Here is a 22,783-nt window from a genome sequence, read left to right as displayed (position 1 = left end):
TGTTTCAAGCAACCGGGAAGGGGCGCGGACTGTCCACGCAATCCACCCCGAACCCTGCCGCATGGCCCGGTCGGACCGGCGTTGTGGGTAAAAAATGGGCGTATCGCCTGATTTTTGGGCGCGTTTTATCAAAGGCCTGTCTCGCAGTGGCGTGACGGTCGCTTCAATGGGGTGTCGGGGGAGGGGCGTGCTGTGCACGCAAGGCCCGGCAGGGCCGCGAGCAGCCCCGCCCGGCGCATCATGGCCGGGCGGAGCCGTCAGGATCGTATCAGGCCAGATCGAAACGATCGGCGTTCATGACCTTGGTCCAGGCGGCAACGAAATCCTTGACGAATTTCTCCTTGTTGTCGTCCTGGGCATAGACCTCGGCATAGGAGCGCAGGATCGAGTTCGATCCGAACACCAGGTCCATGCGGGTGGCCGTCCACTTGACCGCGTCGGTCTTGCGGTCGCGGATCTCGTAGGCGCCGTCCTCGGCCTTCTTCCACGTATTCGCCATATCGGTCAGGTTCACGAAGAAGTCGGTCGTCAATGCGCCTTCCTTGTCGGTCAGGACACCGTGCTTGGTGCCGCCGTGGTTGGTGCCCATGACGCGCATGCCGCCGACCAGAACCGTCATTTCATTGGCGGTCAGGCCCATCAGCTGCGTGCGGTCCAGCATCAGTTCCTCGGGGCTGACGATATAGTCCTTCTTCAGCCAGTTGCGATAGCCATCGGCCAGCGGCTCCAGCACGTCGAAGGATGCCGCGTCGGTCATCTCGTCGGTCGCGTCGCCACGGCCCGGCGCAAAGGGCACCTCGATGTCGAAACCGGCGGCCTTGGCGGCCTGCTCGACACCCAGGTTCCCGGCCAGCACGATCATGTCGGCTACGCTCGCCCCGGTTTCCGCCGCGATCGGCTCCAGCACCGACAGCACACGCGCCAGGCGCTCGGGCTCGTTGCCTTCCCAGTCCTTTTGCGGGGCAAGGCGGATGCGCGCACCATTGGCGCCGCCGCGCATGTCCGACCCGCGGAACGTGCGGGCGCTGTCCCATGCGGTCGAAACCATGTCCGACAGCGACAGACCCGAAGCCGCGATTCTGGCCTTGGCCGCGTTCACGTCATAGTCATAGCGCCCGGCCGGAACCGGATCTTGCCAGATCAGATCTTCCTGCGGTGCGTCCGGGCCGATATAGCGGGCTTTCGGCCCCATGTCGCGGTGCGTCAGCTTGAACCAGGCGCGGGCGAAGGTTTCACTGAAATACTCGGGATCGGCCATGAACTTCTGGCAGATTTCGTTGTAGATCGGGTCCACCTTCATCGCCATGTCGGCATCGGTCATCATCGGGTTGTGACGGATCGACGGATCGGTCGCGTCCACCGGCATGTCCTCTTCCTTGATGTCGATCGGCTCCCACTGCCAGGCACCTGCGGGGGATTTGCGCAACTCCCACTCATACCCGAACAGCAGGTCGAAAAAGCCCATGTCCCATTGCGTCGGGTGGGTCGTCCATGCCCCTTCGAGGCCCGAGGTCACGGCGTTGGCGGCCTTGCCTTCCATCTTGGGGTTGTCCCAGCCCATGCCCTGCATCTCGGGGCCTGCGGCCTCGGGATCGGGGCCCAGCAGGGAGGCGTCGCCATTGCCGTGGGTCTTGCCGACGGTGTGGCCGCCTGCGGTCAGCGCTGCGGTTTCCTCGTCGTCCATCGCCATCCGGGCAAAGGTTTCGCGCACCTGCGCGGCGGTTTTCATCGGGTCCGGCGTGCCGTTCACCCCTTCGGGGTTCACATAGATCAGGCCCATCTGCACGGCGGCCAGCGGGTTTTCCATCGACGAAGGATCGTCCACGTTTTCATAGCGCTCGTCGCTGGGGGCAAGCCATTCCTTTTCCGAGCCCCAGTAGGTGTCGATCTCGGGGTGCCAGATATCCTCGCGGCCAAAGGCGAAGCCGTAGGTTTTCAGGCCCATGTTCTCATAGGCGATGGTCCCCGCCAGAATGATCAGGTCGGCCCAGCTGACCTTGTTGCCGTATTTCTTCTTGATCGGCCACAGCAGGCGGCGCGCCTTATCGAGGCTCACGTTGTCGGGCCACGAGTTCAGCGGTGCAAAGCGCTGGTTGCCGGTACCGCCGCCGCCGCGGCCGTCCGCCGTGCGGTACGATCCCGCAGCGTGCCACGACATGCGGATCATCAGGCCGCCATAATGGCCCCAGTCCGCCGGCCACCATTCCTGGCTGTCGGTCATCAGCGCGTGCATGTCTTTCTTCAGCGCGTCGAAATCGAGCCCTTTGACCGCTTCACGATAGTTGAAATCCTTCCCCATCGGGTTGGTCTTGCTGTCGTGCTGGTGCAGGATGTCCAGGTTCAGGGCATTGGGCCACCAATCCATGTTGGATTTCCCGGCCGCAGTATTGCCGCCGTGCATGATCGGGCATTTGCCCGCAGTGTTCATGTCATTGCCGTCCATGAGTGTCTCCGTGTCTTTGCTTCGGTTTCGTGGCTTGACGCGCGTGCTTGCAGCATGCGCGCCGTGGAAAAAGGTTCAAGCACATTTCCATGACGGATTCGCTTGATACCTTGCTTGGTATCAAAGAATTGCGATAAGATGAATTTGGAATTTTTAATTGAAGTGATAAGGTTTTGTTATGAAGAGCCTGTCAATGAAACACCTGCGCTATTTCGAGGCGCTGGCCCGGCACGGCCATTTCGGGCGTGCCGCGGAAACCTGTGCAATCTCGCAGCCCGCACTCTCGGTTCAGATCAAGGAGTTGGAGGAAATCCTGGGTACCTCGCTGGTTGAACGCGGGGCGCGGGAAATCCGCTTGACGGGGCTTGGCGAGGTCTTTGTCGAACGTGTGCGCGACATCCTGCGCAGCGTCGATGAACTGGGCGATCTGGCCCGCGCCGCCCAGAGCCGGCTGGTCGGGCGTCTTCGGATCGGGGTGATTCCCACCGTCGCGCCCTATCTTCTGCCCCGGCTGGTCCAGAGCCTGACCGCGCTTTACCCCGAGCTCGAAATCCGCCCGCGCGAGGCCGTGACCCAACGCCTGATCGAAGATCTGGCCGACGGGCAGCTGGACACCGCCATCGTTGCCCTGCCGGTCTCCGAACCCACGCTGACCGAGGTGGCGCTGTTCGACGAGGATTTCGTGCTGGTCCGGCCCGCGGGCGAGGCGCACAAACCCGTGCCCAAGCCCGAACACCTGAGCGAGATGAAATTGCTACTGCTGGAAGAGGGGCATTGTTTTCGCGATCAGGCGCTGTCGTTTTGCAACATGGCGCCCTCCGTGCCGCGGGATCTGATGGAGGCCAGTTCGCTGTCCACCCTCGTGCAGATGGTCGGCGCGGGCATCGGCGTTACCTTGATTCCCGAAATGGCGGTGCCGATCGAAACCCGCTCGGCCGATGTGTCCGTGGCCCGGCTGCCGCGCCCCCGGCCCATGCGCACCGTGGGCATGATCTGGCGCAAGACCAATCCGCTGGCGCTGCAACTGACGGAAATCGCCGGGATTTTTCGCGATGCGGTGGACGCGGAATAGCAGGCGTCCTGCGTGCTCCCGCTTACAGATCGGCCGCCGCCTTGCCGCAGCCATAAAGCGCCGCGTGATCATGGGCATGGGCGGCGTGCTCGAATTCCAGCGTCGAATGACCGATCCCGAACCGCTGATCCAGCATCGCCTTGATTTCCGCCTTCAGGGCCTCCTGCCGGGGCCAGGCGTCGGCAGTCAGAACGATATGGCTGTCCAGCGACGTGCTGTGTTCCTGCATCTGCCAGAAATGCACATGGTGCAGGTCCTGCACCCCTGCGATGCCACGGATCGCCGCGATCACCTCGTCATTGTCGATACCCGCCGGGCTGCCCAGCATCAGCATGCGGATCGGCCCGCCGATCTCGGTCAGGGCCAGGTACAGGATATATCCCGCGATGCCGATGGTGATCAGCGGATCGACGATCCGCCAGTCATAGAGCAGGATCAGCGCGCCCCCCACCATCACCGCGACCGAGGCCAGCGCATCCGACAGGTTGTGCAGGAACAGCGCCCGGATGTTCACACTGTCCTTTTGCATCGCATAGGTCAGCCCCGCCGTCAGCGTATCCACGATCAGCGCCACACCGGCCAGTATCACCACCGTCCAGCCCGCCACCTCGGGCGGCTCGATCAGGCGCATCGCCCCCTCGTAGATCAGGTAGACCCCGACAAGGATCAGCGTGGTGTAGTTGATCAGCGCCGCCACGATCTCGATCCGGCCATAGCCGAAGGTCATCGCCCGGTCCGCAGGCTTGCGTGAAATCTTGCGCGCGGCAAAGGCGATCACCAGCGCCGCCATGTCCGACAGGTTGTGCATGGCGTCCGCCACCAGCGCCAGACTGCCCGACAGGATGCCGCCGACGATCTGCGCCACGGTCAGCAATCCGTTGGCCCAGATCGCAAGGCTCACACGCCGGTCGCCGCTGGCCGGGTCCAGATGGGCATGGCCGTGGTGGTCGTGGCCTCCGTGATGGTCATGCGCCATGATGGTCCCTTTCCCGCGCCCCGCGCCGTCAATCCAGCACGACAATCCCGCTGTGTTTGCACTTGTGCTCGGGTTCCACATGGATCGTGACCTGTGCTCCGTCAATGGCGTGGTGCAGCGCCGCCTCCAGCCGGTCGCAGATTTCATGTGCGTCGAACACGCTCATTTCTCCGGGAACCACCAGGTGAAACTCGATAAAGGTGGCGCGCCCGGCATGGCGCGTGCGCAGGTCATGCGCCTCCACGGCCCCTCCGCCATGTTCGGAAATCACCTCGCGGATGCGGGTCAGGTCCTCGTCCGGCACCGCCTCGTCCATCAGCCCGCTCAGCGATTGGGTGATCACCTTCCAGCCCGACCACAGGATATTGACCGCCACCAGCGTGGCCATCAGCGGGTCCAGCACCCACCAGCCCGTGACCAGCGCCAGCACGATGCCCAACGCCACCCCGCCCGAGGTCAGCACATCGGTGAACAGGTGCCGCCCGTCGGCCACCAGCGCGGGCGAGCGCAGCGCGCGGCCCCGCGTCACCAGCACCCATGCCCAGATCCCGTTCAGCACCGTCGCGCCGCCGTTCAGCAACAGCCCCTCGACCGGGGCGGTGATGCTGCGCGGCGCGGTGAATCCGTGATAGGCCTCTTTCAGGATCAGCAGCGCGGCGATGACGATCATCACGCCTTCCAGAACGGCGCTGAAGAATTCGGCCTTGTGATGCCCGAACGGGTGGGTCGCATCCGCCGGTTTGGCCGCCACCTGAATCGCCACCAGCGCGGCAATCGCCGTGGCCACGTTCACCGTGCTTTCCAGGGCGTCCGACAACAGCGCGACCGATCCCGTCAGCCACCACGCCAGCGCCTTCAGCGCCAGCACCAGCGCACCGACGATCAGGCTGCCCACGGCAAGTTTCAGGGTGGCTGACATGCGGGGTCTCCGGGTGGCGCCTGCGAACTCTCTGGATAAAGAACTGTGCCGGAATGCTCAACCCGAAGCGGTTCCGAACCTACAGATAGGGCGGGGTGCAGGCCGAGATCACAACGGCGGGCCGGTCGCCGATATTGCGAAACCTGTGCGGCTCGCGCGAGTTGAACAGATACGCATCCCCCGCCTTGAGAATCGAAACCGCCGCGCCCACCGTCACCTCGATCTCGCCCGAAATCACGACGCCGCCCTCGGTGGCGGCATGTTCCAGCATGGCCTCGCCGGTATCCGCGCCAGGCTCGTAGGTTTCGTGCAGGATTTGCAGGTTGTGCGCCCGCGCATCGCCCACCTGCCGCAGCGTGACCTTGCCATGCAGGTCGGCACGCTCGGAATACAGCCGCGAGGTCAGGTCGCGCAGATCGGACGGCGCAAAGAATACCTTGTCCGATTCGCCCTCGTCCGGCTCAAAAAATTCTGACATTCCTATGCCAATTCCGCCCAATATCTTGCGCAAGGAAGCCACGGAGGGGCTGCTCTTGTTGGTTTCGATCATCGAAATCTGGCCGTGCGGGACGTCCGCCGCCTCGGCCAGTTGCCGCTGGGTTAGCCCGTAAATACTGCGTAATTCACGTAATCTCGCGCCGACATCGAAATCGTCCATCAGGTCTCACCGCTGGTTCACACCCCGTATTTGTCGCGGCTTCCTGTCGTCGGGTCAAGAAATCACTTGCTCAATAAAATGAGCAAAGCTAACCTCAATTCCTGAAATCAACAGGAGGTTGCCATGCCCATTGCACAGGATCTGAAATCGCGCCGCGCATCCGCCGTGGCCAACGGGGTCGCCACGCGGGGCATCTATGCCGCCCGTGCCGAAAACGCCGAACTCTGGGATGTGGACGGCAAACGCTACATCGACTTTGCCGCCGGGATCGCGGTCAACAACACCGGGCACCGCCACCCCCGCCTGATGGCGGCCGTCGCCGAGCAGGCACAGGCCTTCACCCACACCTGTTTCCACGTCGCCCCCTACGAGGGATACCTGCGCCTGGCCGAGCGCCTGAACGCCGCAACCCCCGGTGATTTCGACAAGAAATCCATGCTGGTGACCACCGGCGCCGAAGCCGTGGAGAACGCCGTCAAGATGGCCCGCGCCCATACCGGGCGCTCCGGGGTCATCGCCTTTTCCGGCGCGTTTCATGGCCGGACGCTGATGGGCATGGCCCTGTGCGGCAAGGTCGCGCCCTACAAGAAAGCCTTTGGCGCGATGCCGCCCGAGGTCTGTCACGCGACCTTCCCTAACGCCTATCACGGCGTCACCCCGGCCCAGAGCCTCGCGCAGCTCGATCAGCTTTTTCGCAGCACCATCGACCCCGATCGCGTGGCCGCCATCATCATCGAACCCGTGCAGGGCGAAGGCGGTTTCAACATCGCGCCGCCCGATTTCCTGCGCGCCCTGCGCAGGATTTGCCACGATCACGGCATCGTCCTGATTGCCGACGAGGTACAGGCCGGCATGGCCCGCACCGGCAAGCTCTTCGCCTTCGAACATGCCGGGGTCGCCGCCGATCTGGTGACCATGGCCAAGGGCCTTGCCGGGGGCTTCCCCTTGTCCGCCGTGACCGGCCGGGCCGATATCGTTGATGCCGCTCCCGTGGGCGGCATCGGCGGCACCTATGCGGGCAATCCGCTGGCGGTGGCCGCGGCCAATGCCGTTCTCGACGTGATCGCCGATGAAAACCTCTGCGCCCGCGCCGACGAGATCGGAGACCGGATCACCGCCCGCCTGACCGCGCTGGCCGACCGGCAGGGGATGGAGCCCATCGGCGACGTGCGCGGCCTTGGCGCGATGATCGCGTTTGAGCTGGTCACGGATCGCGACAGCCGCGCCCCCGACGCCGCGCTGACGCAGGCCATCGTGGCCGAGGCCGAACAGCGCGGCCTGATCCTGCTGCCCTGTGGTACGCGGGGCAACGTGATCCGCCTCCTGCCGCCGCTGACCACGCCAATGGATCAGGTGGATGAGGCGCTGGACATCATCGAGGCCTCAGTCGAGGCCGCGATCACCAGAACCGCGCAGGCGGCCTGATCCCACGCTCCGCATAGCCGCGCCATGCAGCCCGAAACGAACGGCAAGACCCGATGACCGATCCCGCCATCCTGTCGATCAACCCCGGCACCACCACGACCCGCTGCGCGCTTTTCGCCGTGAACGGCGCGCAGGTCACGCCGCTGGCCGAAGAGGTGCTGGACCATGACGATACCGTCATGGCCCGGTTTTCCTCCATCGCCGATCAGCTTGACTTCCGGGCCGGTCACGTGGCCGGGTTCCTTGATCGCCATCTTGGCGCGCGCCGCCTCGTGGCCTGCGCCGGGCGCGGCGGGATGCTGACGCCGGTGCCCTCGGGTGTGATCGCGGTGAATGACGCGCTGGTCGATTTCGCCCTGCATCGCCCGGTCTATCACCACGCCAGCAATCTCGGCGCGCCGCTCGCCCATCGCATCGCGCAGGCCCATGACGTGCCGTCCTACGTGGTCGATCCGGTCAGCGTCGATGAACTGCCCCCCGTCGCGCGCCTGTCCGGCGTCGAAGACCTGCCGCGCTTTTCCTTCGTGCATGCGCTGAACATCCGGGCCTGCGGGCGGCGTCTGGCCGCCGATCTGGACAAACCCTTTGACGAGATATGCGCCGTCGTCGCCCATCTGGGCGCGGGGTTTTCCATCGCGGCGCTTCTGGGCGGGCGGTTGGTGGACAGTTCCAACCGAATGGAAATCTCCCCCTTCACCCCCGAACGTGCGGGCGGCCTGCCGCCCCTGCCGCTGATCGACCTGTGCTACTCGGGCAAGTATTCCAAAGAGGCGCTTCTGAAACGCCTCTACGGGCAGGGCGGCGTCTATGGTTATCTCGGCACAAGGGACATGCGCCGCGTCGAAAAGATGATCGAAGACGGCAACCAGCGCGCCCGCCTGATCCATGACGCAATGCTCTATCAGGTGGGCAAGGCCATCGGCGCCATGGCCGCCGTGGCCGGTTTCGATCTCGACGCCATCGTTCTGACCGGCGGCCTAGCCCACAGCGCCCGCGTCGCCGATACACTGCGCGCCCGCACCCGTGCGCTTGCGCCGCTGCATGTCTATCCGGGGTCTGACGAATGTCTCGCGCTGGCGCAGGGCGCGGCGCGGGTGCTGGCGGGGCAGGAGGCGCCGCTCACATGGCCCGTCACGCCGCCCCGGCAGGTGGCCTGATGCCCGCCCGTAGCTTTGACGACCTGCGCGACATCGCCCGCGCTCATGGTCCGGTCCGCATCGCCATCGCGGGTGGTGAAGACCCCAACGTACTGCTCGCCGTCACCTGCATGATCGAAGACGGTTTCGTCTCCCACGCTATCCTGACCGGCGATGCCGCCGCGATCCGCGCCTCAGCCCCCTCGGGCACAGGCCGGCATCTCGATGCGATCGACGCGCACAGCCCCGCCGACTGCGCCCGCGCCGCCGTCGGCGCAGTGCGCAGCGGGCAGGCCGATATCCTGATGAAGGGGGAAACCGACAGCACCAGCTACCTGCGGGCTGTCGTGGACCGCGACACCGGCTTGCGTGGCTCGGGTGTCCTGTCGAATGTCACCGTGGCGCACATGCCCTCGCTGCCGCGCCTGATCGCGGCCACCGATAACGGCATCCTGCCGGCCCCCACGCTGGAGCAGAAACGCGCGATCATCCTCAACACCGCCCCGCTGTTTCGCGGGCTGGGGATCGACCCGGTGCATGTCGCCGCCGTCTGCGCCACCGAGAAAGCCTCGGATACGCTGCCCGCCACGCGAGACGCCCAGGCCCTTGCGCAGGAACCCCTGGCGGGGTTCGTCGTCGGCGGGCCGTTCGGCTATGATGTGGCGGTGTCACCACAGGCTGCACGGATCAAGGCCCTGCACGACAGGCCCGCCGCCGGGGTGGCCGACCTGCTGCTGTTTTCCACCATCGACGCGGCGAATGCCGTCGCCAAATCGTGGAAGTTCCACGGGCAGGCCGAAACCGGATCGCTGGTGATGGGGGCACGGGTGCCGGTGTTGCTCAATTCCCGCTCGGACGGGCCGGGAAACCGGATCAACGGCCTGTTGCTGGCCATCGCCGCGCTCACCGGAGCCTGAGCGCACCGGGTTTCGTACGAAACAATGGGGTAAAACGTACGTTTTGTACGAAAGGTCAGCGGATCGCAGGGTCGCGCTGAAATTCGGACGGGGTGATCCCGAACCGGGCCTTGAACAGCCGCGAAAACTGCGCCTGATCGGCAAATCCGAAGCGATAGGCGACCTCGGCAATGGTCATTCCGCGCGACGCCGCCAGACGGTCACGCGCCACCGTCAGCCGCTGGTCGCGGATCTGCTGGCTGACGGTGCCGTTCACATCCTTGAACAGGTCATGCAGGTAACGCTTTGAAATTCCACAACCTTGTGCGATCAGATCAGGCGACAGCGCCGGGTCTTTCAGGTGGTCGCGGATAAATCGCTCGACCCGCGCCAGATGCGCCGCGCGCACGCTCGACACATCGCCGGGCGTTCCTCCCGTCGCTTCGTCCAGCGCCAGCCCCAGCAGTTCCAGCAATTGCCGCCCCACGGTTTCCGCCGCCGGACCGCCAAGCTGGTCGATCCGGCTCTGCGCCTGATTGACCATCGCCGCAAACAACCCGGCGGTCCCCGAGGTCGCATCTATCACCTGCGCGCAAAACCTGTCTGGGTTGCGCACACGCTCCGACAGCGCCCGGCGGCTGACCTTCAACACATAGAGATCATTGGGTTTTTGATACATGAAGCGATAGGGTTCGTCGCCGCGCTCGATGATCAGCCCACCGGGATCGCAGCGCACGTCCTTGCCCAACTGCCGGAATTCCACCGAACTCGCACGCGGCAGGGTGACCAGGTAATCCTCTTCCCGCGCCTCGCGAATATGCGTCGGCCGCCGTTCGTAATTCACCGGGTCCGAGGTGAGCCGCGACAACCCGACATGCCCAAGCGACATGCGGCTGAGCCGCCCGTTGAACTGGAACGGGTTCTGAAACTGCAATTCCAGCGGAAAATAGGCGTCCGAGATCACCGCGTTCCACTGGCTGGATCGGTCCTGAAACGCGGATTGTCCGGTCGAGAACTTGAACGCTGCGGTCATCTCTCTGCCTCCATTTAGGAAAATTACAACCACATCCCTCAAACACAAAGGAAATTTCACGGGCCTGCACTGAGGGTCAAGCATTCTTGCGCTCAGCGTCAAACCGTTCTGCGCGTGGCGTCAAATTGTTCTGCGCCGGGCGTCAAGACCGGTGCGCCGGGCCGCGCAATGCTGCGTGTCATGAATTCGACGTGCAGGAGGAGCGCGCCGGCTTCGGCAAGAAAACAAGCGTCTTGTCCAGAGTCAGCGGGCTTTTTGCACCCCATGCAAAGGACAACTCATATGTCACAGAAAAATGTCGATCCGATCACGCTTTCCGTGGTGCGCGGCGTGCTGGAAACCACACAGCGCGAGATGACGCTGGCGCTTGAAAAAACCGCACGCAGCTCGGTTTTTAATCTCGCGCATGATTATTCCACGGCGCTGTTCAACCACACGCCCGAGATGATCCTGCAAGGGCAGGACATTCCGATTCACCTCGGCTCGCTCATTCCGGCGATGAAGGCGGTCGACGGGTTTTTCGATGGCGACATCAACGAAGGCGACCTGATCCTGCACAACGACCCCGATTATGCGGGCAGCCACATCATCGACACCTGCATGTATTACCCCGTGTTCTACGAGGGCGAACTGGTGTTCTGGACGGTGTGCAAGGGCCACCTGACCGACATCGGCGGCCCGGTTCCCGCAGGCTACAATCCCGAGGCCAAGGAAATCTTTGCCGAGGGCCTGCGCATTCCACCGATCAAGATCTGGGACAGGGGCGAGCCGCGCAACGACATCCTGAACATGCTCCTGACCAACATGCGCGCCCGCCGCGATCAGGAAGGCGACTTCAACGCCCTGATCGGGGCCTGTCAGGTGGGGGCGCGCAACCTGACGGCGCTTCTGGACAAATACGGCAAGGAAACGGTGCAGGATTGCATCGAGGTGCTGCTGGACATGGCCAACAAGCATATGGACAGCCTGATCGCCAAGGTGCCCGACGGCACCTACAGCGGCACCGCCGTGCTCGAGGATGCAGGCCACGGGTTCGGCGATTTCGACATCACCGCAACCGTCACGATCAAGGGCGAAAGCTGCCATATCGAGATCGAAAGCCCGCCGCAAATTCCCTATTTCATCAATTCTTACGAGGGCAACAGCTATTCCGGGGTTTATCTCGGCCTGATGATGTTCGCCCAGCTTCCGCCGCCCTATAACGAAGGGCTGTACCGGAATGTGACGGTCGATATGGGCCCGCGCGGCACCCTGTGCAACGCCAAGCCCCCCGCGCCGCACGCCAATTGTACCACGACGCCGATGGAAACCCTCACCGATGCCGTGCGCCTGGCATTCGAACAGGCCGCGCCCGACAAGGTGTCGGCCAGTTGGGGCCATGCCAATGGCTGCAACATCGCCGGCTGGGACACCCGCCATGACGAGGAATACGTCACGATGGTTCTGGCCTCTATCATCTCGGGGGCAGGGGCCACGGCCAGCCAGGACGGCTGGCATGTGCGCGGGCCGGAATGCTGTTTCGGTGCGCTGACCTCGGGCGATATCGAGATGCTGGAACATTCCTACCCGATCATCATCCACCGTTATTCCATGATGACCGACAGCGGCGGGGCCGGAAAGTTCCGCGGCGGATCGGGCGCCTGCTGGGAGGTGGAACCACTGGATCAGCCGATGACGCTGGTCACCTTCGGCGAAGGCCGCCGCATCCCGGCAATGGGCGCGGGCGGGGCGAAATCCACCATGATCGCCCCCAAGGTCGGCCGGCTCGAAGTCACCCGCAACGGCCAGACCGAGGTCATCACCGACAACGTGATCGAAACCATCAACCCCGGCGAACGCGCCGCCAACAAGAATCCCGGCGGCGGCGGCTTCGGCAACCCGTTCGAGCGCGATCCGCGCAAGGTGGTCGAAGACATCCGCAACGGCCTGGTCAGCATCGAAGGCGCGAAACTGGATTACGGCGTGATCATCGCCGATGCGGAGGCTCTGACCGTCGACGAAGCCGCCACCGCCAAAGCGCGCTCAGCCGCGTAAGCCCACGACAGGAAAGGAAAAGACCATGCGTAGCAAATATCGTCTTGGCATAGATGCCGGCGGCACGTTCACCGATTTCATTCTGGCCGACAAGGACGGCGGGGTTCAGATCTTCAAGGTTCTCTCCACCCCGAACGAGCCCACCAAGGCCATCATGAACGGTCTGGCGCTGATCGCCGACGAAACCGGCATTTCGGCACAGGAGATCGTGTCGAACGCCGATCTGTGCATCAACGGGACAACCGTCGGCCTCAACGCGCTGATCACCCATAACGGGGCCAAAACCGGCCTGATCGCCACCAGCGGCCACGAGGATTCCATCGAAATCCGCCTTGGCCACAAGGAAGACGGGTATCGCTACGATCCCGACTATCCGCCCGCCACGATGCTGGTGCCGCGCCACCTGCGCAAGGGCATCGAGGAACGCGTGCTGTCCGACGGCTCGGTGCGCACCGCCCTGAACGAGGATCAGGTGCGCGAGGCGTGCAAATATTTCATCGCCGAGGGTGTCGAATCGGTCGCGATCTCCTTCGTCTGGTCGGTGCTGCACCCCGAACACGAAAACCGCGCCGCCGAGATCGTGCGCGAAATGATGCCCGGTGTGCGCCTGACCATCGGCAGCCAGCTTTATCCGCAGGTGCGCGAATACACCCGGACCTCGACGGCGGTGGTCAACGCCTATCTGGCCCCGATCCTGCAACGCTATGTCGAAGCGATCGACGCCTATTTCCGCGAACTGGGCTCAAAACATCCGGTGCGTTACTTCCAGTCGAATGGCGGTCTGGCGCTGGGCAAGGTGGTGTCGGATCAGTCGGTCTATGCCATCAATTCCGGCCCGGCCTCAGCCCCGCAGGCAGCGCTGGACGTGGCCGAACCCTGGGGCGACAAGAATATCATCACCGTCGATATGGGCGGCACGTCCTTTGACATCACGCTCACGAAGGATGGGCAGGCCAACGTCAACAAGAACATCGACTTCCTGCGCTATCGCATCGGCATCCCGATGATCCAGGTGGAAACACTGGGCGCGGGCGGCGGCTCGATCGGCTGGATCGACGAAATGGGCCTGATGCAGATGGGGCCGCAATCGGCGGGCTCCGAGCCCGGCCCGGCCTGTTACGGGCAGGGGGGAGAAAATCCCACCACCACCGACGCCAACCTGACGCTCGGCTATCTCAATTCCGACGGTCTGGTGGGGGGCCGCCTGCCGCTGGACGTGGACAAGGCCCGCGCCGCGATCAAGGCCAAATTGGCCGATCCGCTGGGAATCTCGGTGGAAAAGGCCGCCTATGGCATGTTCACCATCGTCAACAACAACATGGTCAACGGTATCCGCCGCGTGTCGGTCGAACGCGGCTACGATCCGCGCGACTTCGTGCTGATGGGCGCGGGCGGGGCCACCGGCGCGCATATCACCGCGCTGGCGCGTGAGATGGGTATTTCCAAGGTGCTGATCTCCAAGCTGGCCTCGGGGCTGTGCGCGTATGGCCAGATCATCTCGGATGTGCGCTACAACTACATGGCTCCTGCGCCGCTGCGCCTTGAGGGGGCCGAGGCGGCCAAACGCCTCGACGGTCTGTTCAACGGGCTCGAAGAGCGCGGTCGCGCCGACCTGAAAGGCGACGGGTTCGCCGAAAGCGATATCTCGATCCGCCGCTCGCTGGACATGCGCTATGTCGGGCAGGTGCATGAATGCACGGTCGAAATCAGCCCCTTCGAGGTGACCGAAACCTCGCTTGAAAAGATCAAGGAGGCCTTCCACGCCCGCCACAAGGAGCTTTACACCTATGACGAGCCGCACAACGCCGTCGAGGTGGTGAATGTCGAAAGCACCATCAACGGCCATGTGGCCAAGCCCTCGCGCATGAAGATCGCGCCGGGCAAGGGGGCCGAGGCGGCCCTGAAAGGCCGGCGCGACATGGTCTGGGATGCCGATGGCGCGGCCCGCGCCACGCCGGTCTATGACGGCTCGGTGCTTGGCGCGGGGGATACCCTGCAAGGGCCCGCGGTGATCGAAGAGGTGACCACCACCATCGCCGTCGAACCGGGCTGGAGCGTCACCCTGCACGAGACCGGCACATATGTGCTGACCGTCGCGCAGGACGCCAGCGGCGCCGCGCCCGAAAAAGCCCTGGCCGAGGCATAGGGCCGTGGCACAGCAGACCGATATCCGACAGGTCTCTCTGGACGCGTCCGGGGTGACGGTGGCCTTCGGCGGCTTCAGGGCGCTGACCGATGTCACCCTCTCGATCACACCGGGGGCCGTTCACGGGCTGATCGGCCCCAACGGCGCGGGCAAGACCACCATGGTCAACGTGCTGACCGGGTTTCAGGCCCCGACCGGGGGGCAGGTGACACTGGGCCGGCGCGATGTCGGTGTGCTGTCGGCACATGACCTGCGGCGTGCGGGCATTGCCCGCACCTTTCAGGCCGGGCGGCTGTTCACCGGGTTCGACGTGCTCGACAACCTCGCGGTGACGGGCGTGGGGCTGGGCCATTCGCGCCATGCCTCCGAGGTCGAGGCGATGCGCCTGCTGGACTGGATGGGCGTGCCCCATCTGGCCGAGGTCCCCGCCGCCGGTCTGCCCTATACCGACGAGCGGCGCGTGGGCATCGCCCGCGCGCTGATGTTCGCCCCGCAGTTCCTGCTGCTCGACGAACCCGCCGCCGGAATGTCCGAAACCGAAGCCGCCGATCTGGCCGCGCTGATCAACCGCGTGGCCAGCGACCTGGGCACCGGCGTTCTGCTGATCGAACACAATGTCGGGCTGGTCCTGTCGGTCTCGGACCATGTCTATGTGCTGGATGCCGGGCAGATCATCGAAGAGGGCGACCGGGGCGTGATCACCGCCAGCCGCGCCGTGCGCGATGCCTATTTCGGCGCCGATCAGGAGGCTGCGTAATGTCCAAGCTCGGCGTATTCGACCTATCCGTGCGCTATGGCAAGGTGCCCGCGCTCAACGATGTGTCCCTGACCGTCTCCGAGGGCGAGCGGGTGTTCATCTCGGGGCCGAACGGGGCGGGGAAATCCTCGCTGCTGGGGGCGATCTGCGGATCGGTGGCCACAAGCCACGGCCGGATCGAAATGGACGGCGCGCTTCTGACCGGGCGCACCCCGGAAAGCATCGCCCGGCTTGGCCTGTCGATGGTCCCCGAGGGGCGCGACATCTTCGGCAGCCTGACGGTTCAGGAAAACCTGTGCGTGGGCACCGGCCTGCGCCGCGACCTCGATGCCGTGCAATCGGATATCGAGGAGATCTACGAGGCGTTCCCGATCCTCGGCGACCGCCGCCATGCCTCGGCGGGGGCGCTTTCGGGCGGGCAGCAACAGATGCTGGCCATCGGGCGCGCGCTGATGACCAACCCCAAGCTGATGATGGTCGACGAGCCCTCGTTGGGGCTGGCCCCCAAGGTGGTGGATCAGGTCTATGACACCCTGATCGGGTTGCAGGAGGAACGCGGCCTGACCCTGCTGATCGTCGAACAAAGTTCGCTTCGCGCGGCCCGCGTCGGCGGGAGGATGATTCTGATGCGCGGCGGCGCGGTGGTGGGCGGCGGCGACGCTGCCGATTTCGCCGACCGAGAAGCCCTGACCGAGGCCTATTTCGGAAAACCTGAAACGGAGGCCGCGCAATGACATCCCTCGCACAGCTTTTCTTCGACGCCGCCGCGCTTGGTGGGATCTATGCGATGGCCGCGCTCGGTATCGCCCTGATCTTCGGCGTGATGAACCTCGTGAACTTCGCACATGGCGAATACATCGCCTTCTGCGTCTTCGCCCTGATCGTGCCGTCCACCGATGCGGCTGCGGTGATGTTTCTGGGCAAGGCCCCGGCGCTGCTGCTGATTCCGCTGATCCTGACGATCGGTGCGCTGGTGGCGATGGCGTCGGAATACGTGGTGTTCCGCCACATGCGCAAGGCCAGCCCGGTGGCGATGATGATCTCGTCCTTCGCCCTCGGCTTCATCATCCAGAACGCCCTGCTGGCGGTGTATGGCGGGCGGCCCAAGGCGATCAGCCTCTGGCCGGAGCTGAACACCCCGATCGACATCGCCGGGGCCAGCGTGCCGCTGCTGCAACTGATCGTGATCCTGACGACGCTGGCGGTGGTGACAGGGCTGGCGGCGCTGCTCCGGAAAACCCGTATCGGGCTGGAAATGCGCGCCGCGGCGGAAAACTTCACCATGGCCCGCCTGCTGGGCGTGCGCGCCAACGTGGTGATCACCGGGGCCTTTGCCCTGTCCGGCGCGCTCGCCGCTGCCGTGGCGCTGATCATGGTCACCCAGACCGGCGTGGCCGACGTGCGCATGGGCGGGCACATCATGCTGGTGGCCTTTATCGCCACCGTGATCGGCGGGCTGGGATCGCTGCCGGGGGCGGTGGCCGCCGGGTTCCTGATCGGTGCGGCCTCAGTCCTGTTGCAGGCGTTCCTGCCGCTCGATGCGCGCCCGTTCCGCGATGCGTTTCTCTACACGCTGGTGATCGTCAGCCTGCTGGTGCGTCCGCAGGGGCTGTTCGTTCCGAATTCCGCCAAACCGAGGGTCTGACCGATGATGAACAAACACGCCCGTACCCGCCTGCTGGCCTATTCCACGCCATTGATTCTCTCGGCCATCCTGCTGGCGCTGGTCGTCGCGGTCACGCTGTTCGGCGACAAGGCCCTGGCGCGCATGGCCGCCGAAACCCTGATCCGGGTGGTGCTGGTGGTGGGCTTGTGGATTTTCGCCGGCAATTCCGGCGTGATCAGCTTTGGCCATGCGGGCTATATGGCTATCGGGGCCTATTGCTCGGCATGGCTCACGCTCAAGCCGCAGATGAAGGCGCTGTTCCTGCCCGATCTCCCGGCATGGCTGGCCGGGGCCGAATGGCCGATGCTGCCCGCCGCGCTGGCCTCGGGCGGGCTCGCGGCGCTGGTGGCGCTGCTGTCCGGCGCGGCGATCCTGCGCCTGACGGGCATCGCCGCCTCGATCGCGAGCTTCGCCTTTCTGGCCATCGTCAACACCGTTTATTCGAACTGGGAGGGTGTGACCGGCGCGACCTCCTCGGTGGTGGGGCTGGAGCGCTATGTCGATCAGTGGGTCGCGCTGGCCTGGGCCGTGGCCGCCATCGTCGTGGCCAATGTCTATGCCAATTCCGGATCGGGCCTCGCCCTGCGCGCCACCCGCGAGGATGAGATCGCCGCGCGTGCCTCGGGGATCGACATGTATCGCCACCGGCTGTTGTCGCTGGTGATCTCGGGCTTTTTCACCGGCGTGTCCGGGGCGCTTCTGGGGCATTACATCGGCGTCCTCAACCCCGACAATTTCTACCTCGGGATCACCTTCATCTCGCTCGCGATGCTGGTGGTGGGCGGTATCGGCAGCCTGTCGGGTGCCGTCACCGGGGTGCTGGCCCTGTCGATCCTCATCGAACTTCTGGTGCGTGGCGAACAGGGGGTCGGCATCGGCGCGGCCACCTTCGCCCTGCCGGGCGGCACACAGGAAATCGCCATCGGCGTGGTGATGATCCTCGTGCTGATCCTGCGCCCTTCGGGGCTGACGGGCGGGCGGGAATTCCGCCTTGCCCGGCCCGCGTGGCCCAAACCGGCCCCGCGCAATCAAATCAAAACCAACTAAGTCCAACCAAGGAGAACCCAATGAAACACCTGCTATTCGCTGCCGTCCTGGCAGTGCCGGGCCTGCCCGCCGTCGCCGAAGACATCACCATCGGCTTCGCCACCGCGAAATCCGGCTGGCTCGAAGCCTATGACACCCCCGCCGCCACCGCCGCGCGCATCCGCATCGACGAGATCAACGCGAATGGCGGTCTGCTCGGCCAGCAGATCAAGTGGATCGAGGCCGACACCAAGACCGACCGCGCCCAGTCGGCCAAGGCGGGGCTGCAACTGATCGACGGCGGCGCAGACATGATGGTGGTCAGCTGCGACTACGATTTCGGCGCACCCGCCGCTCTGGCCGCCGAAAGCGAGGGCATGAATTCGTTCTTCCTGTGCGCCGAGGACGTGAAGGCCGGTATTCAGGGCGTCGGGCCCAACAGTTTCTCGGGCTCGGTCCTGGCCGCGGTGCAGGGGGCCACGATGGCCGAATGGAGCCACGCCAGACGCGAGGCGCGCAGCGCCTATGTGCTGCTCGATACCATCATCGAATACAACAAGGGTATCTGCCGGGGCTTCGACTGGATGTTCCCGCGCCTCGACGGCGCCGAAATCGTCGGGCGCGACACCTTCAAGAACGACGACGCCTCGATCGCCAGCCAGATTACCCGCATCAAGAGCCTGCCGGAACAGCCCGACGTGATCATGCTGTGCTCGGTCATCCCCGGCGCGGCCTCCGCCGTGCGTCAGCTTCGGGCGGCCGGAATCGACTCGCTGATCCTGAACGGCTCGGCGGTCGATGGGTCCTACTGGCTCGATGCCACGCCCGACCTGTCGGGCTTTGTCGTGCCGGTGCAGGGCTCGATCTATGGCGACGATCCGCGCCCCGAGGTCGAAGCCTTCAACAAGGCGTATGAGGCCGCCACCGGCGCACGCCCGGCCAGTTCCTATGCCTATCCCGGCTATATCCTGATCGACCTCTGGGCCAAGGCGGTCGAACGTGCGGGCAGTGTCGACGGCGCCGCCGTGACCGCCGAGCTTGAAAAGATGCGCGACGAGCCGACGGCCTTCGGCCCGCGCACCTTCACGCCCGAACTGCACCACCAGAACTATGCGCAAATGCAGATCGTCGAAATCACCGCCGCCAAACCGGCGGTCACCGACAGCTGGACCATCAGCGAACCGGTGCCGCTGGACGTTCTGCTCAAGCGCTGATCGCAAGTCTCCCCGCCGGTCCGTCCGGCCCTGGCCGCCCCTGTTTCGGGGCGGCTTTCGTGTCGGAAAAACGAAAAAACCCCGCACCGAAGTGCGGGGCAGTTGGGTCACCTTGTGGGTGGGGAGGGATCAGTCCCAGCCTACCTCGTTGAAAATCGTTTGCGCGGTTTTCGCGTTGTCGCCGAACACCGCCGTTCTGGTGGTGGTGTCGGGGATGAACATGCCCAGACGGGCGGTGTCTTCATCCAGCGCCACGCCGCTGACGGCGGGGTATTCGTTGTTCTGCCCGGCAAAGTGCTGTTGCGCGAATTCGGAGGTGAAGAACTCGAGCAGCTTGTCGGCTTCTTCCGCATTGGGCGCATTGGCCGTCTTGGCCGCCGTGGACAGGTTCACATGCGCGCCCCGGCCGCTCTGGTTGGGCCAGACGAAACCGATGTTGTCGATGCCGTCGGTCAGGCCATCGACATTCTGTTCGAACCCGCGCAGGAAATAATAGTGGTTGGCCACCGCCACGTCGCACTCGCCCGAGACGATGCCGCGCAGCTGGTCGGTGTCGCCGCCCTGCGGTGCGCGCGCCATGTTACCGACCACACCGGCAGCCCATTCCCTGGCGGCGTCTTCGCCATTCGCGTCGATCAGCGAGGCCAGCAGAGACTGGTTGTAGACGTTCGAGGACGAACGGATGCAGATCTTGCCCTTCCACTCGGGGGCGGCCAGGTCTTCATAGGTGCGCGGCGGGTTTTCCACGCGGTCCTTGGCGTAGAAAATGATGCGCGCGCGCTGCGACACGCCGAACCACTGGTTCTCGGGGTCGCGCAGATGCGGCGGCACGCGGGATTCGATCACGTCCGAGGAAAACGCCTGCAGGATGCCTGCCTCCTCGGCGCGGCCCACGCGGCCCACATCCACGGTCAGCAGCACGTCGGCGGGGCTGTTGTCGCCCTCGGCCTGAATGCGCGCGATCAGCTCGTCCGCGTTGGCCTCGATCCGGTTCACGGTGATCCCGGTGCGGCTGGTGAATTCGTCGAACAGCGCATCGTCGGAATCGTAGTGACGGCTGGAATAGACGTTGACCTCCTGCGCAAGGGCCGGTGCGGCCATGGCCGAAAGGGCAAGCGCCGCGATTAGGCTGCGGGGGGCTGAAACTGTCATGTCAGACTCATCCTTCTATTCTGACGAAATTGATAGGGTACCCCTACCTATTTCCGACAAAAATAGTCAAGACGAAAATTGACCGGCGTTATCCGGTTTCGCACCAGCTTCCCGTCAGCTCGGATCACCCGCGCGCGCTGGCCCGTCCGATGGCCGCGGCTCCGGTGGTCAGGGCAAAGATAAACGCCGCGATGCACACGATGGTCGGCCCCGTCGGCGTGTCCAGTGCAAAGGACACCGGCAAGCCGCCCATGGCCGCCCCCGCCGCCAGAACCGTGGCGATCAGCGCCATGCGCTCGGGCGTGTGGGCCATTGGGCGTGCGGCGGCGGCGGGCACGATCAGCATCGCCGCAATCAGCAACACGCCCACCACCTTGATCGCCACCGCCACCACCAGGGCCAGCGCCAGTGTCAGGCCCAGTTGCTCGTGCCGCGGGTCGATTCCGCTGGCCTGCGCCAGATCGGGGTTCAGCGTGGCCGTCAACAGCGCCTGCCAGCGCCATACCAACAGCCCCACCACGATGATCGCACCGCCCCAGATCACCGCCAGATCGGTTTTCCCGACCGCCAGGATATCCCCGAACAGATATCCCATCAGGTCGATCCGCACCCCTTGCAGGAACGACACCGCCACCAGCCCGAAGGCCAGCGCCGAATGCGCCAGAACCCCCAGCAGCGTGTCCATCGCATAGCCCCGTCCCGACAGGGTGGACACCGTCGCCGCCATGATCAGCGCCACCACCAGCGCCCCGGCAAAGACCGACACGCCAAAGCCCAGTGCCAGCGCCACGCCGAGGATCGACGCATGGGCGGTGGCATCCCCGAAATAGGCCATCCGCCGCCACACCACGAAACACCCCAGCGGCGCGGCAGCCAGCGCCACGCCAAGCCCTGCCAGCGCCGCGCGCATCATGAAATCGTCCAGCATCATCATTGCGCCGCCTCGTGGTCTCGGTCGTGGTCGTGGGAATGGGTGCAACCTTCGCCATCGTCATGCGCATGATCGTGCGTATGCCGATACAGCGCCAGCGCGCCATGGGTTCCGCTGCCGAACAGCGCGCGGTATTCCTCGGCCTGCGCGACGTGCTCGGGCTGGCCCTCGCAGCAGATATGCCGGTTCAGGCAGATCACCCTGTCGCTGGCGCTCATCACCACATGCAGATCGTGGCTCACCATCAGCACCGCGCAGCCCATGGATTGGCGCACCTCCTCGATCCGCTGATAGAACGCCGCCGATCCCGGCTGATCCAGCCCCTGCGTGGCTTCGTCCAGAATCAGCAGGTCGGGCGTGTTCATCAACGCCCGCGCCAGCAGAACCCGCTGGAACTGACCGCCCGACAGGTTGGTCATCTGACGCCCCGCCAGATCGGGCAGCCCGGCCCGCTCCAATGCACTACGAATGGCCGCGCGCGGATGGCGCTGCGGCAGGTTCAGGAATCGCCCCACCGTCATCGGCAGGGTCGGGTCGATATGCAGCTTTTGCGGCACATACCCGATTTTCAGCCCCGGCGCGCGGCCGACACGGCCCTCGGTCGGCTTGACCGCGCCGATGATGGCGCGCAGCAGCGTCGATTTCCCCGACCCGTTGGGGCCGACGATGGTGACGATCTCGCCGCGCTCGATGGCGAAATCCACATGCTCCAGAATGCGCGTGCCGCCGATCTGCACACCCAGCCCTTCGGTCCTGATCAGGCTCATGCGCGGGTTCCGGCGCAGCGGGGGCACAGTCCCACGGCCTCAACCACCGCCTGCTCGACGACAAAGCCGGTCTCGCGCACCGCTTGCCCCAGAAATCCGCGGGCAGGGTCGGCATGGGCTTCGGCCACCGCATCGCAGGCCCGGCAGATCAGAAAGGCGGGGGTATGATCCTCGCCCGGATGCATGCAGGCGATAAAGGCGTTCAGCCGCTCGATCTTGTGGGCAAAGCCGTGGCTCACAAGGAAATCCAGCGCGCGATAGGCCACCGGCGGCTGCGATCCCATGCCTTCTTTGCGCAGGATGTCCAGAATTTCATAAGCGCCCATGGCGCGATGCCCTTCCAGCAGCAATTCCAGAACCCGGCGGCGCACCGGCGTCAGCTGCAATCCGCGCTCGGCGCAGCTTTGCTCGACCGCGTCCAGACCGGCGCGGATGCAACTGCTATGATCGTGGCGTTCGAATCCTATCGCGTCCATGCGGAGGGCCTCCCGGAATTTCCGGCTTGATATGTTATATGGTTACATATATCAAG

The 22,783-nt window shown here is 64.8% G+C and carries 20 protein-coding genes; 11 read left to right on the top strand and 9 right to left on the bottom strand.

The annotated features are described in order from the left end of the window. Nucleotides 1-268: 268 nt before the first annotated feature. On the bottom strand, nt 269-2,443 hold the full coding sequence (gene katG, locus BUB53_RS05040) for a catalase/peroxidase HPI (RefSeq protein ID WP_073033419.1): 2,175 nt from the start codon (nt 2,441-2,443) through the stop codon (nt 269-271). A 178-nt stretch (nt 2,444-2,621) separates the two neighbouring features. Between katG and BUB53_RS05035 the strand changes: the two genes are divergently transcribed. Then, a complete protein-coding gene (locus BUB53_RS05035) occupies nt 2,622-3,515 on the top strand; it encodes a hydrogen peroxide-inducible genes activator (protein ID WP_073033417.1) in 894 nt (297 codons plus the stop codon). A 22-nt stretch (nt 3,516-3,537) separates the two neighbouring features. Here the strand turns inward: BUB53_RS05035 and BUB53_RS05030 are convergent, their stop codons facing one another. The 3 genes from BUB53_RS05030 to BUB53_RS05020 all read right to left on the bottom strand — a co-directional run bounded on the left by BUB53_RS05030 (nt 3,538) and on the right by BUB53_RS05020 (nt 6,068). Next, the gene (locus tag BUB53_RS05030; protein ID WP_073033415.1) at nt 3,538-4,491 is read right to left on the bottom strand and encodes a cation diffusion facilitator family transporter; all 954 of its coding nucleotides are present in this window, start codon (nt 4,489-4,491) and stop codon (nt 3,538-3,540) included. Between the two features lie 28 nt (nt 4,492-4,519). Then, nucleotides 4,520-5,410, bottom strand: coding sequence for a cation diffusion facilitator family transporter (locus BUB53_RS05025; protein ID WP_073033413.1), 891 nt, complete (start codon nt 5,408-5,410; stop codon nt 4,520-4,522). A gap of 79 nt (nt 5,411-5,489) precedes the next feature. Then, nucleotides 5,490-6,068: a cupin domain-containing protein gene (locus BUB53_RS05020; protein WP_073033411.1), complete on the bottom strand. Its 579-nt coding sequence runs from the start codon at nt 6,066-6,068 to the stop codon at nt 5,490-5,492. 123 nt (nt 6,069-6,191) lie between these two features. Between BUB53_RS05020 and gabT the strand changes: the two genes are divergently transcribed. From gabT to BUB53_RS05005, 3 genes are read left to right on the top strand one after another with little or no spacing between them, the layout of a single operon-like run. Further along, nucleotides 6,192-7,493: a 4-aminobutyrate--2-oxoglutarate transaminase gene (gabT, locus tag BUB53_RS05015; protein WP_073033409.1), complete on the top strand. Its 1,302-nt coding sequence runs from the start codon at nt 6,192-6,194 to the stop codon at nt 7,491-7,493. Between the two features lie 53 nt (nt 7,494-7,546). Next, the gene (gene buk, locus BUB53_RS05010; protein ID WP_073033407.1) at nt 7,547-8,650 is read left to right on the top strand and encodes a butyrate kinase; all 1,104 of its coding nucleotides are present in this window, start codon (nt 7,547-7,549) and stop codon (nt 8,648-8,650) included. Next, nucleotides 8,617-9,546 (top strand): phosphate acyltransferase, encoded by a 930-nt coding sequence (locus BUB53_RS05005; RefSeq protein WP_159437760.1) that lies wholly within the window; start codon nt 8,617-8,619, stop codon nt 9,544-9,546. Before buk ends, BUB53_RS05005 begins: the two co-directional genes overlap by 34 nt. 55 nt (nt 9,547-9,601) lie before the next feature. On the opposite strand, the gene BUB53_RS05000 is transcribed toward BUB53_RS05005, so the two are convergent. Then, entirely contained in the window at nt 9,602-10,558 is a 957-nt protein-coding gene (locus tag BUB53_RS05000; RefSeq protein WP_073033405.1) for an AraC-like ligand-binding domain-containing protein, read from the bottom strand. Nucleotides 10,559-10,840: 282 nt separating this feature from the next. On the opposite strand from BUB53_RS05000, the gene capB reads away from it, so the two are divergent. Genes capB through BUB53_RS04965 form a run of 7 tightly spaced genes read left to right on the top strand, consistent with a single transcriptional unit; the run spans nt 10,841 to nt 19,401 of the window. Then, nucleotides 10,841-12,592: a caprolactamase subunit beta gene (gene capB / locus BUB53_RS04995; RefSeq protein ID WP_073033402.1), complete on the top strand. Its 1,752-nt coding sequence runs from the start codon at nt 10,841-10,843 to the stop codon at nt 12,590-12,592. A 25-nt stretch (nt 12,593-12,617) separates the two neighbouring features. Continuing rightward, nucleotides 12,618-14,738: a caprolactamase subunit alpha gene (gene capA / locus BUB53_RS04990; RefSeq protein ID WP_073033399.1), complete on the top strand. Its 2,121-nt coding sequence runs from the start codon at nt 12,618-12,620 to the stop codon at nt 14,736-14,738. A 4-nt stretch (nt 14,739-14,742) separates the two neighbouring features. Next, complete coding sequence (locus BUB53_RS04985) at nt 14,743-15,495, top strand: ABC transporter ATP-binding protein (protein ID WP_229709429.1); 753 nt, start codon at nt 14,743-14,745, stop codon at nt 15,493-15,495. Then, nucleotides 15,495-16,229, top strand: coding sequence for an ABC transporter ATP-binding protein (locus BUB53_RS04980; RefSeq protein ID WP_073033396.1), 735 nt, complete (start codon nt 15,495-15,497; stop codon nt 16,227-16,229). The genes BUB53_RS04985 and BUB53_RS04980 overlap by 1 nt, the downstream gene beginning before the upstream one ends. After that, the gene (locus tag BUB53_RS04975; protein ID WP_073033394.1) at nt 16,226-17,140 is read left to right on the top strand and encodes a branched-chain amino acid ABC transporter permease; all 915 of its coding nucleotides are present in this window, start codon (nt 16,226-16,228) and stop codon (nt 17,138-17,140) included. Before BUB53_RS04980 ends, BUB53_RS04975 begins: the two co-directional genes overlap by 4 nt. Before the next feature lie 3 nt (nt 17,141-17,143). After that, nucleotides 17,144-18,208 (top strand): branched-chain amino acid ABC transporter permease, encoded by a 1,065-nt coding sequence (locus tag BUB53_RS04970; protein ID WP_073033392.1) that lies wholly within the window; start codon nt 17,144-17,146, stop codon nt 18,206-18,208. A gap of 20 nt (nt 18,209-18,228) precedes the next feature. Further along, entirely contained in the window at nt 18,229-19,401 is a 1,173-nt protein-coding gene (locus BUB53_RS04965; RefSeq protein ID WP_073033382.1) for an ABC transporter substrate-binding protein, read from the top strand. A 129-nt stretch (nt 19,402-19,530) separates the two neighbouring features. Here BUB53_RS04965 and BUB53_RS04960 read toward each other — a convergent pair whose 3' ends face one another. From BUB53_RS04960 to BUB53_RS04945, 4 genes are all read right to left on the bottom strand, one after another. Beyond that, nucleotides 19,531-20,553: an extracellular solute-binding protein gene (locus tag BUB53_RS04960; RefSeq protein WP_073033380.1), complete on the bottom strand. Its 1,023-nt coding sequence runs from the start codon at nt 20,551-20,553 to the stop codon at nt 19,531-19,533. A 124-nt stretch (nt 20,554-20,677) separates the two neighbouring features. Further along, nucleotides 20,678-21,487 carry a metal ABC transporter permease gene (locus tag BUB53_RS04955; protein WP_073033378.1) on the bottom strand — a complete coding sequence of 270 codons (810 nt, stop codon included), beginning with the start codon at nt 21,485-21,487 and terminating at the stop codon, nt 20,678-20,680. Beyond that, nucleotides 21,484-22,251, bottom strand: coding sequence for a metal ABC transporter ATP-binding protein (locus tag BUB53_RS04950; protein ID WP_073033376.1), 768 nt, complete (start codon nt 22,249-22,251; stop codon nt 21,484-21,486). The genes BUB53_RS04955 and BUB53_RS04950 overlap by 4 nt, the downstream gene beginning before the upstream one ends. After that, nucleotides 22,248-22,727, bottom strand: a complete 480-nt coding sequence (locus BUB53_RS04945) for a transcriptional repressor (RefSeq protein WP_073033375.1) — start codon at nt 22,725-22,727, stop codon at nt 22,248-22,250. The genes BUB53_RS04950 and BUB53_RS04945 overlap by 4 nt, the downstream gene beginning before the upstream one ends. Nucleotides 22,728-22,783 lie beyond the last annotated feature (56 nt).

Source organism: Roseovarius pacificus (genome assembly GCF_900142665.1).
GTDB classification, from domain to species: domain Bacteria; phylum Pseudomonadota; class Alphaproteobacteria; order Rhodobacterales; family Rhodobacteraceae; genus Roseovarius; species Roseovarius pacificus.
Note: the sequence above shows the minus strand (reverse complement) of the source record. Positions and strands in the feature narration are given on the sequence as shown.

Excerpts from the sequence above, each read along its gene's own strand:
- BUB53_RS04955 (WP_073033378.1), bottom strand. The coding sequence starts at position 21,487 with ATGATGATGCTGGACGATTTCATGATGCGCGCGGCGCTGGCAGGGCTT.
- BUB53_RS04980 (WP_073033396.1), top strand. The coding sequence starts at position 15,495 with ATGTCCAAGCTCGGCGTATTCGACCTATCCGTGCGCTATGGCAAGGTG.
- BUB53_RS05025 (WP_073033413.1), bottom strand. The coding sequence starts at position 5,410 with ATGTCAGCCACCCTGAAACTTGCCGTGGGCAGCCTGATCGTCGGTGCG.
- BUB53_RS05035 (WP_073033417.1), top strand. The coding sequence starts at position 2,622 with ATGAAGAGCCTGTCAATGAAACACCTGCGCTATTTCGAGGCGCTGGCC.
- gabT (WP_073033409.1), top strand. The coding sequence starts at position 6,192 with ATGCCCATTGCACAGGATCTGAAATCGCGCCGCGCATCCGCCGTGGCC.
- BUB53_RS04965 (WP_073033382.1), top strand. The coding sequence starts at position 18,229 with ATGAAACACCTGCTATTCGCTGCCGTCCTGGCAGTGCCGGGCCTGCCC.
- BUB53_RS05000 (WP_073033405.1), bottom strand. The coding sequence starts at position 10,558 with ATGACCGCAGCGTTCAAGTTCTCGACCGGACAATCCGCGTTTCAGGAC.
- katG (WP_073033419.1), bottom strand. The coding sequence starts at position 2,443 with ATGGACGGCAATGACATGAACACTGCGGGCAAATGCCCGATCATGCAC.
- BUB53_RS04960 (WP_073033380.1), bottom strand. The coding sequence starts at position 20,553 with ATGACAGTTTCAGCCCCCCGCAGCCTAATCGCGGCGCTTGCCCTTTCG.
- BUB53_RS05030 (WP_073033415.1), bottom strand. The coding sequence starts at position 4,491 with ATGGCGCATGACCATCACGGAGGCCACGACCACCACGGCCATGCCCAT.
- capB (WP_073033402.1), top strand. The coding sequence starts at position 10,841 with ATGTCACAGAAAAATGTCGATCCGATCACGCTTTCCGTGGTGCGCGGC.
- BUB53_RS04970 (WP_073033392.1), top strand. The coding sequence starts at position 17,144 with ATGATGAACAAACACGCCCGTACCCGCCTGCTGGCCTATTCCACGCCA.
- BUB53_RS05005 (WP_159437760.1), top strand. The coding sequence starts at position 8,617 with ATGGCCCGTCACGCCGCCCCGGCAGGTGGCCTGATGCCCGCCCGTAGC.
- BUB53_RS05020 (WP_073033411.1), bottom strand. The coding sequence starts at position 6,068 with ATGGACGATTTCGATGTCGGCGCGAGATTACGTGAATTACGCAGTATT.
- buk (WP_073033407.1), top strand. The coding sequence starts at position 7,547 with ATGACCGATCCCGCCATCCTGTCGATCAACCCCGGCACCACCACGACC.
- BUB53_RS04950 (WP_073033376.1), bottom strand. The coding sequence starts at position 22,251 with ATGAGCCTGATCAGGACCGAAGGGCTGGGTGTGCAGATCGGCGGCACG.
- BUB53_RS04945 (WP_073033375.1), bottom strand. The coding sequence starts at position 22,727 with ATGGACGCGATAGGATTCGAACGCCACGATCATAGCAGTTGCATCCGC.
- capA (WP_073033399.1), top strand. The coding sequence starts at position 12,618 with ATGCGTAGCAAATATCGTCTTGGCATAGATGCCGGCGGCACGTTCACC.
- BUB53_RS04975 (WP_073033394.1), top strand. The coding sequence starts at position 16,226 with ATGACATCCCTCGCACAGCTTTTCTTCGACGCCGCCGCGCTTGGTGGG.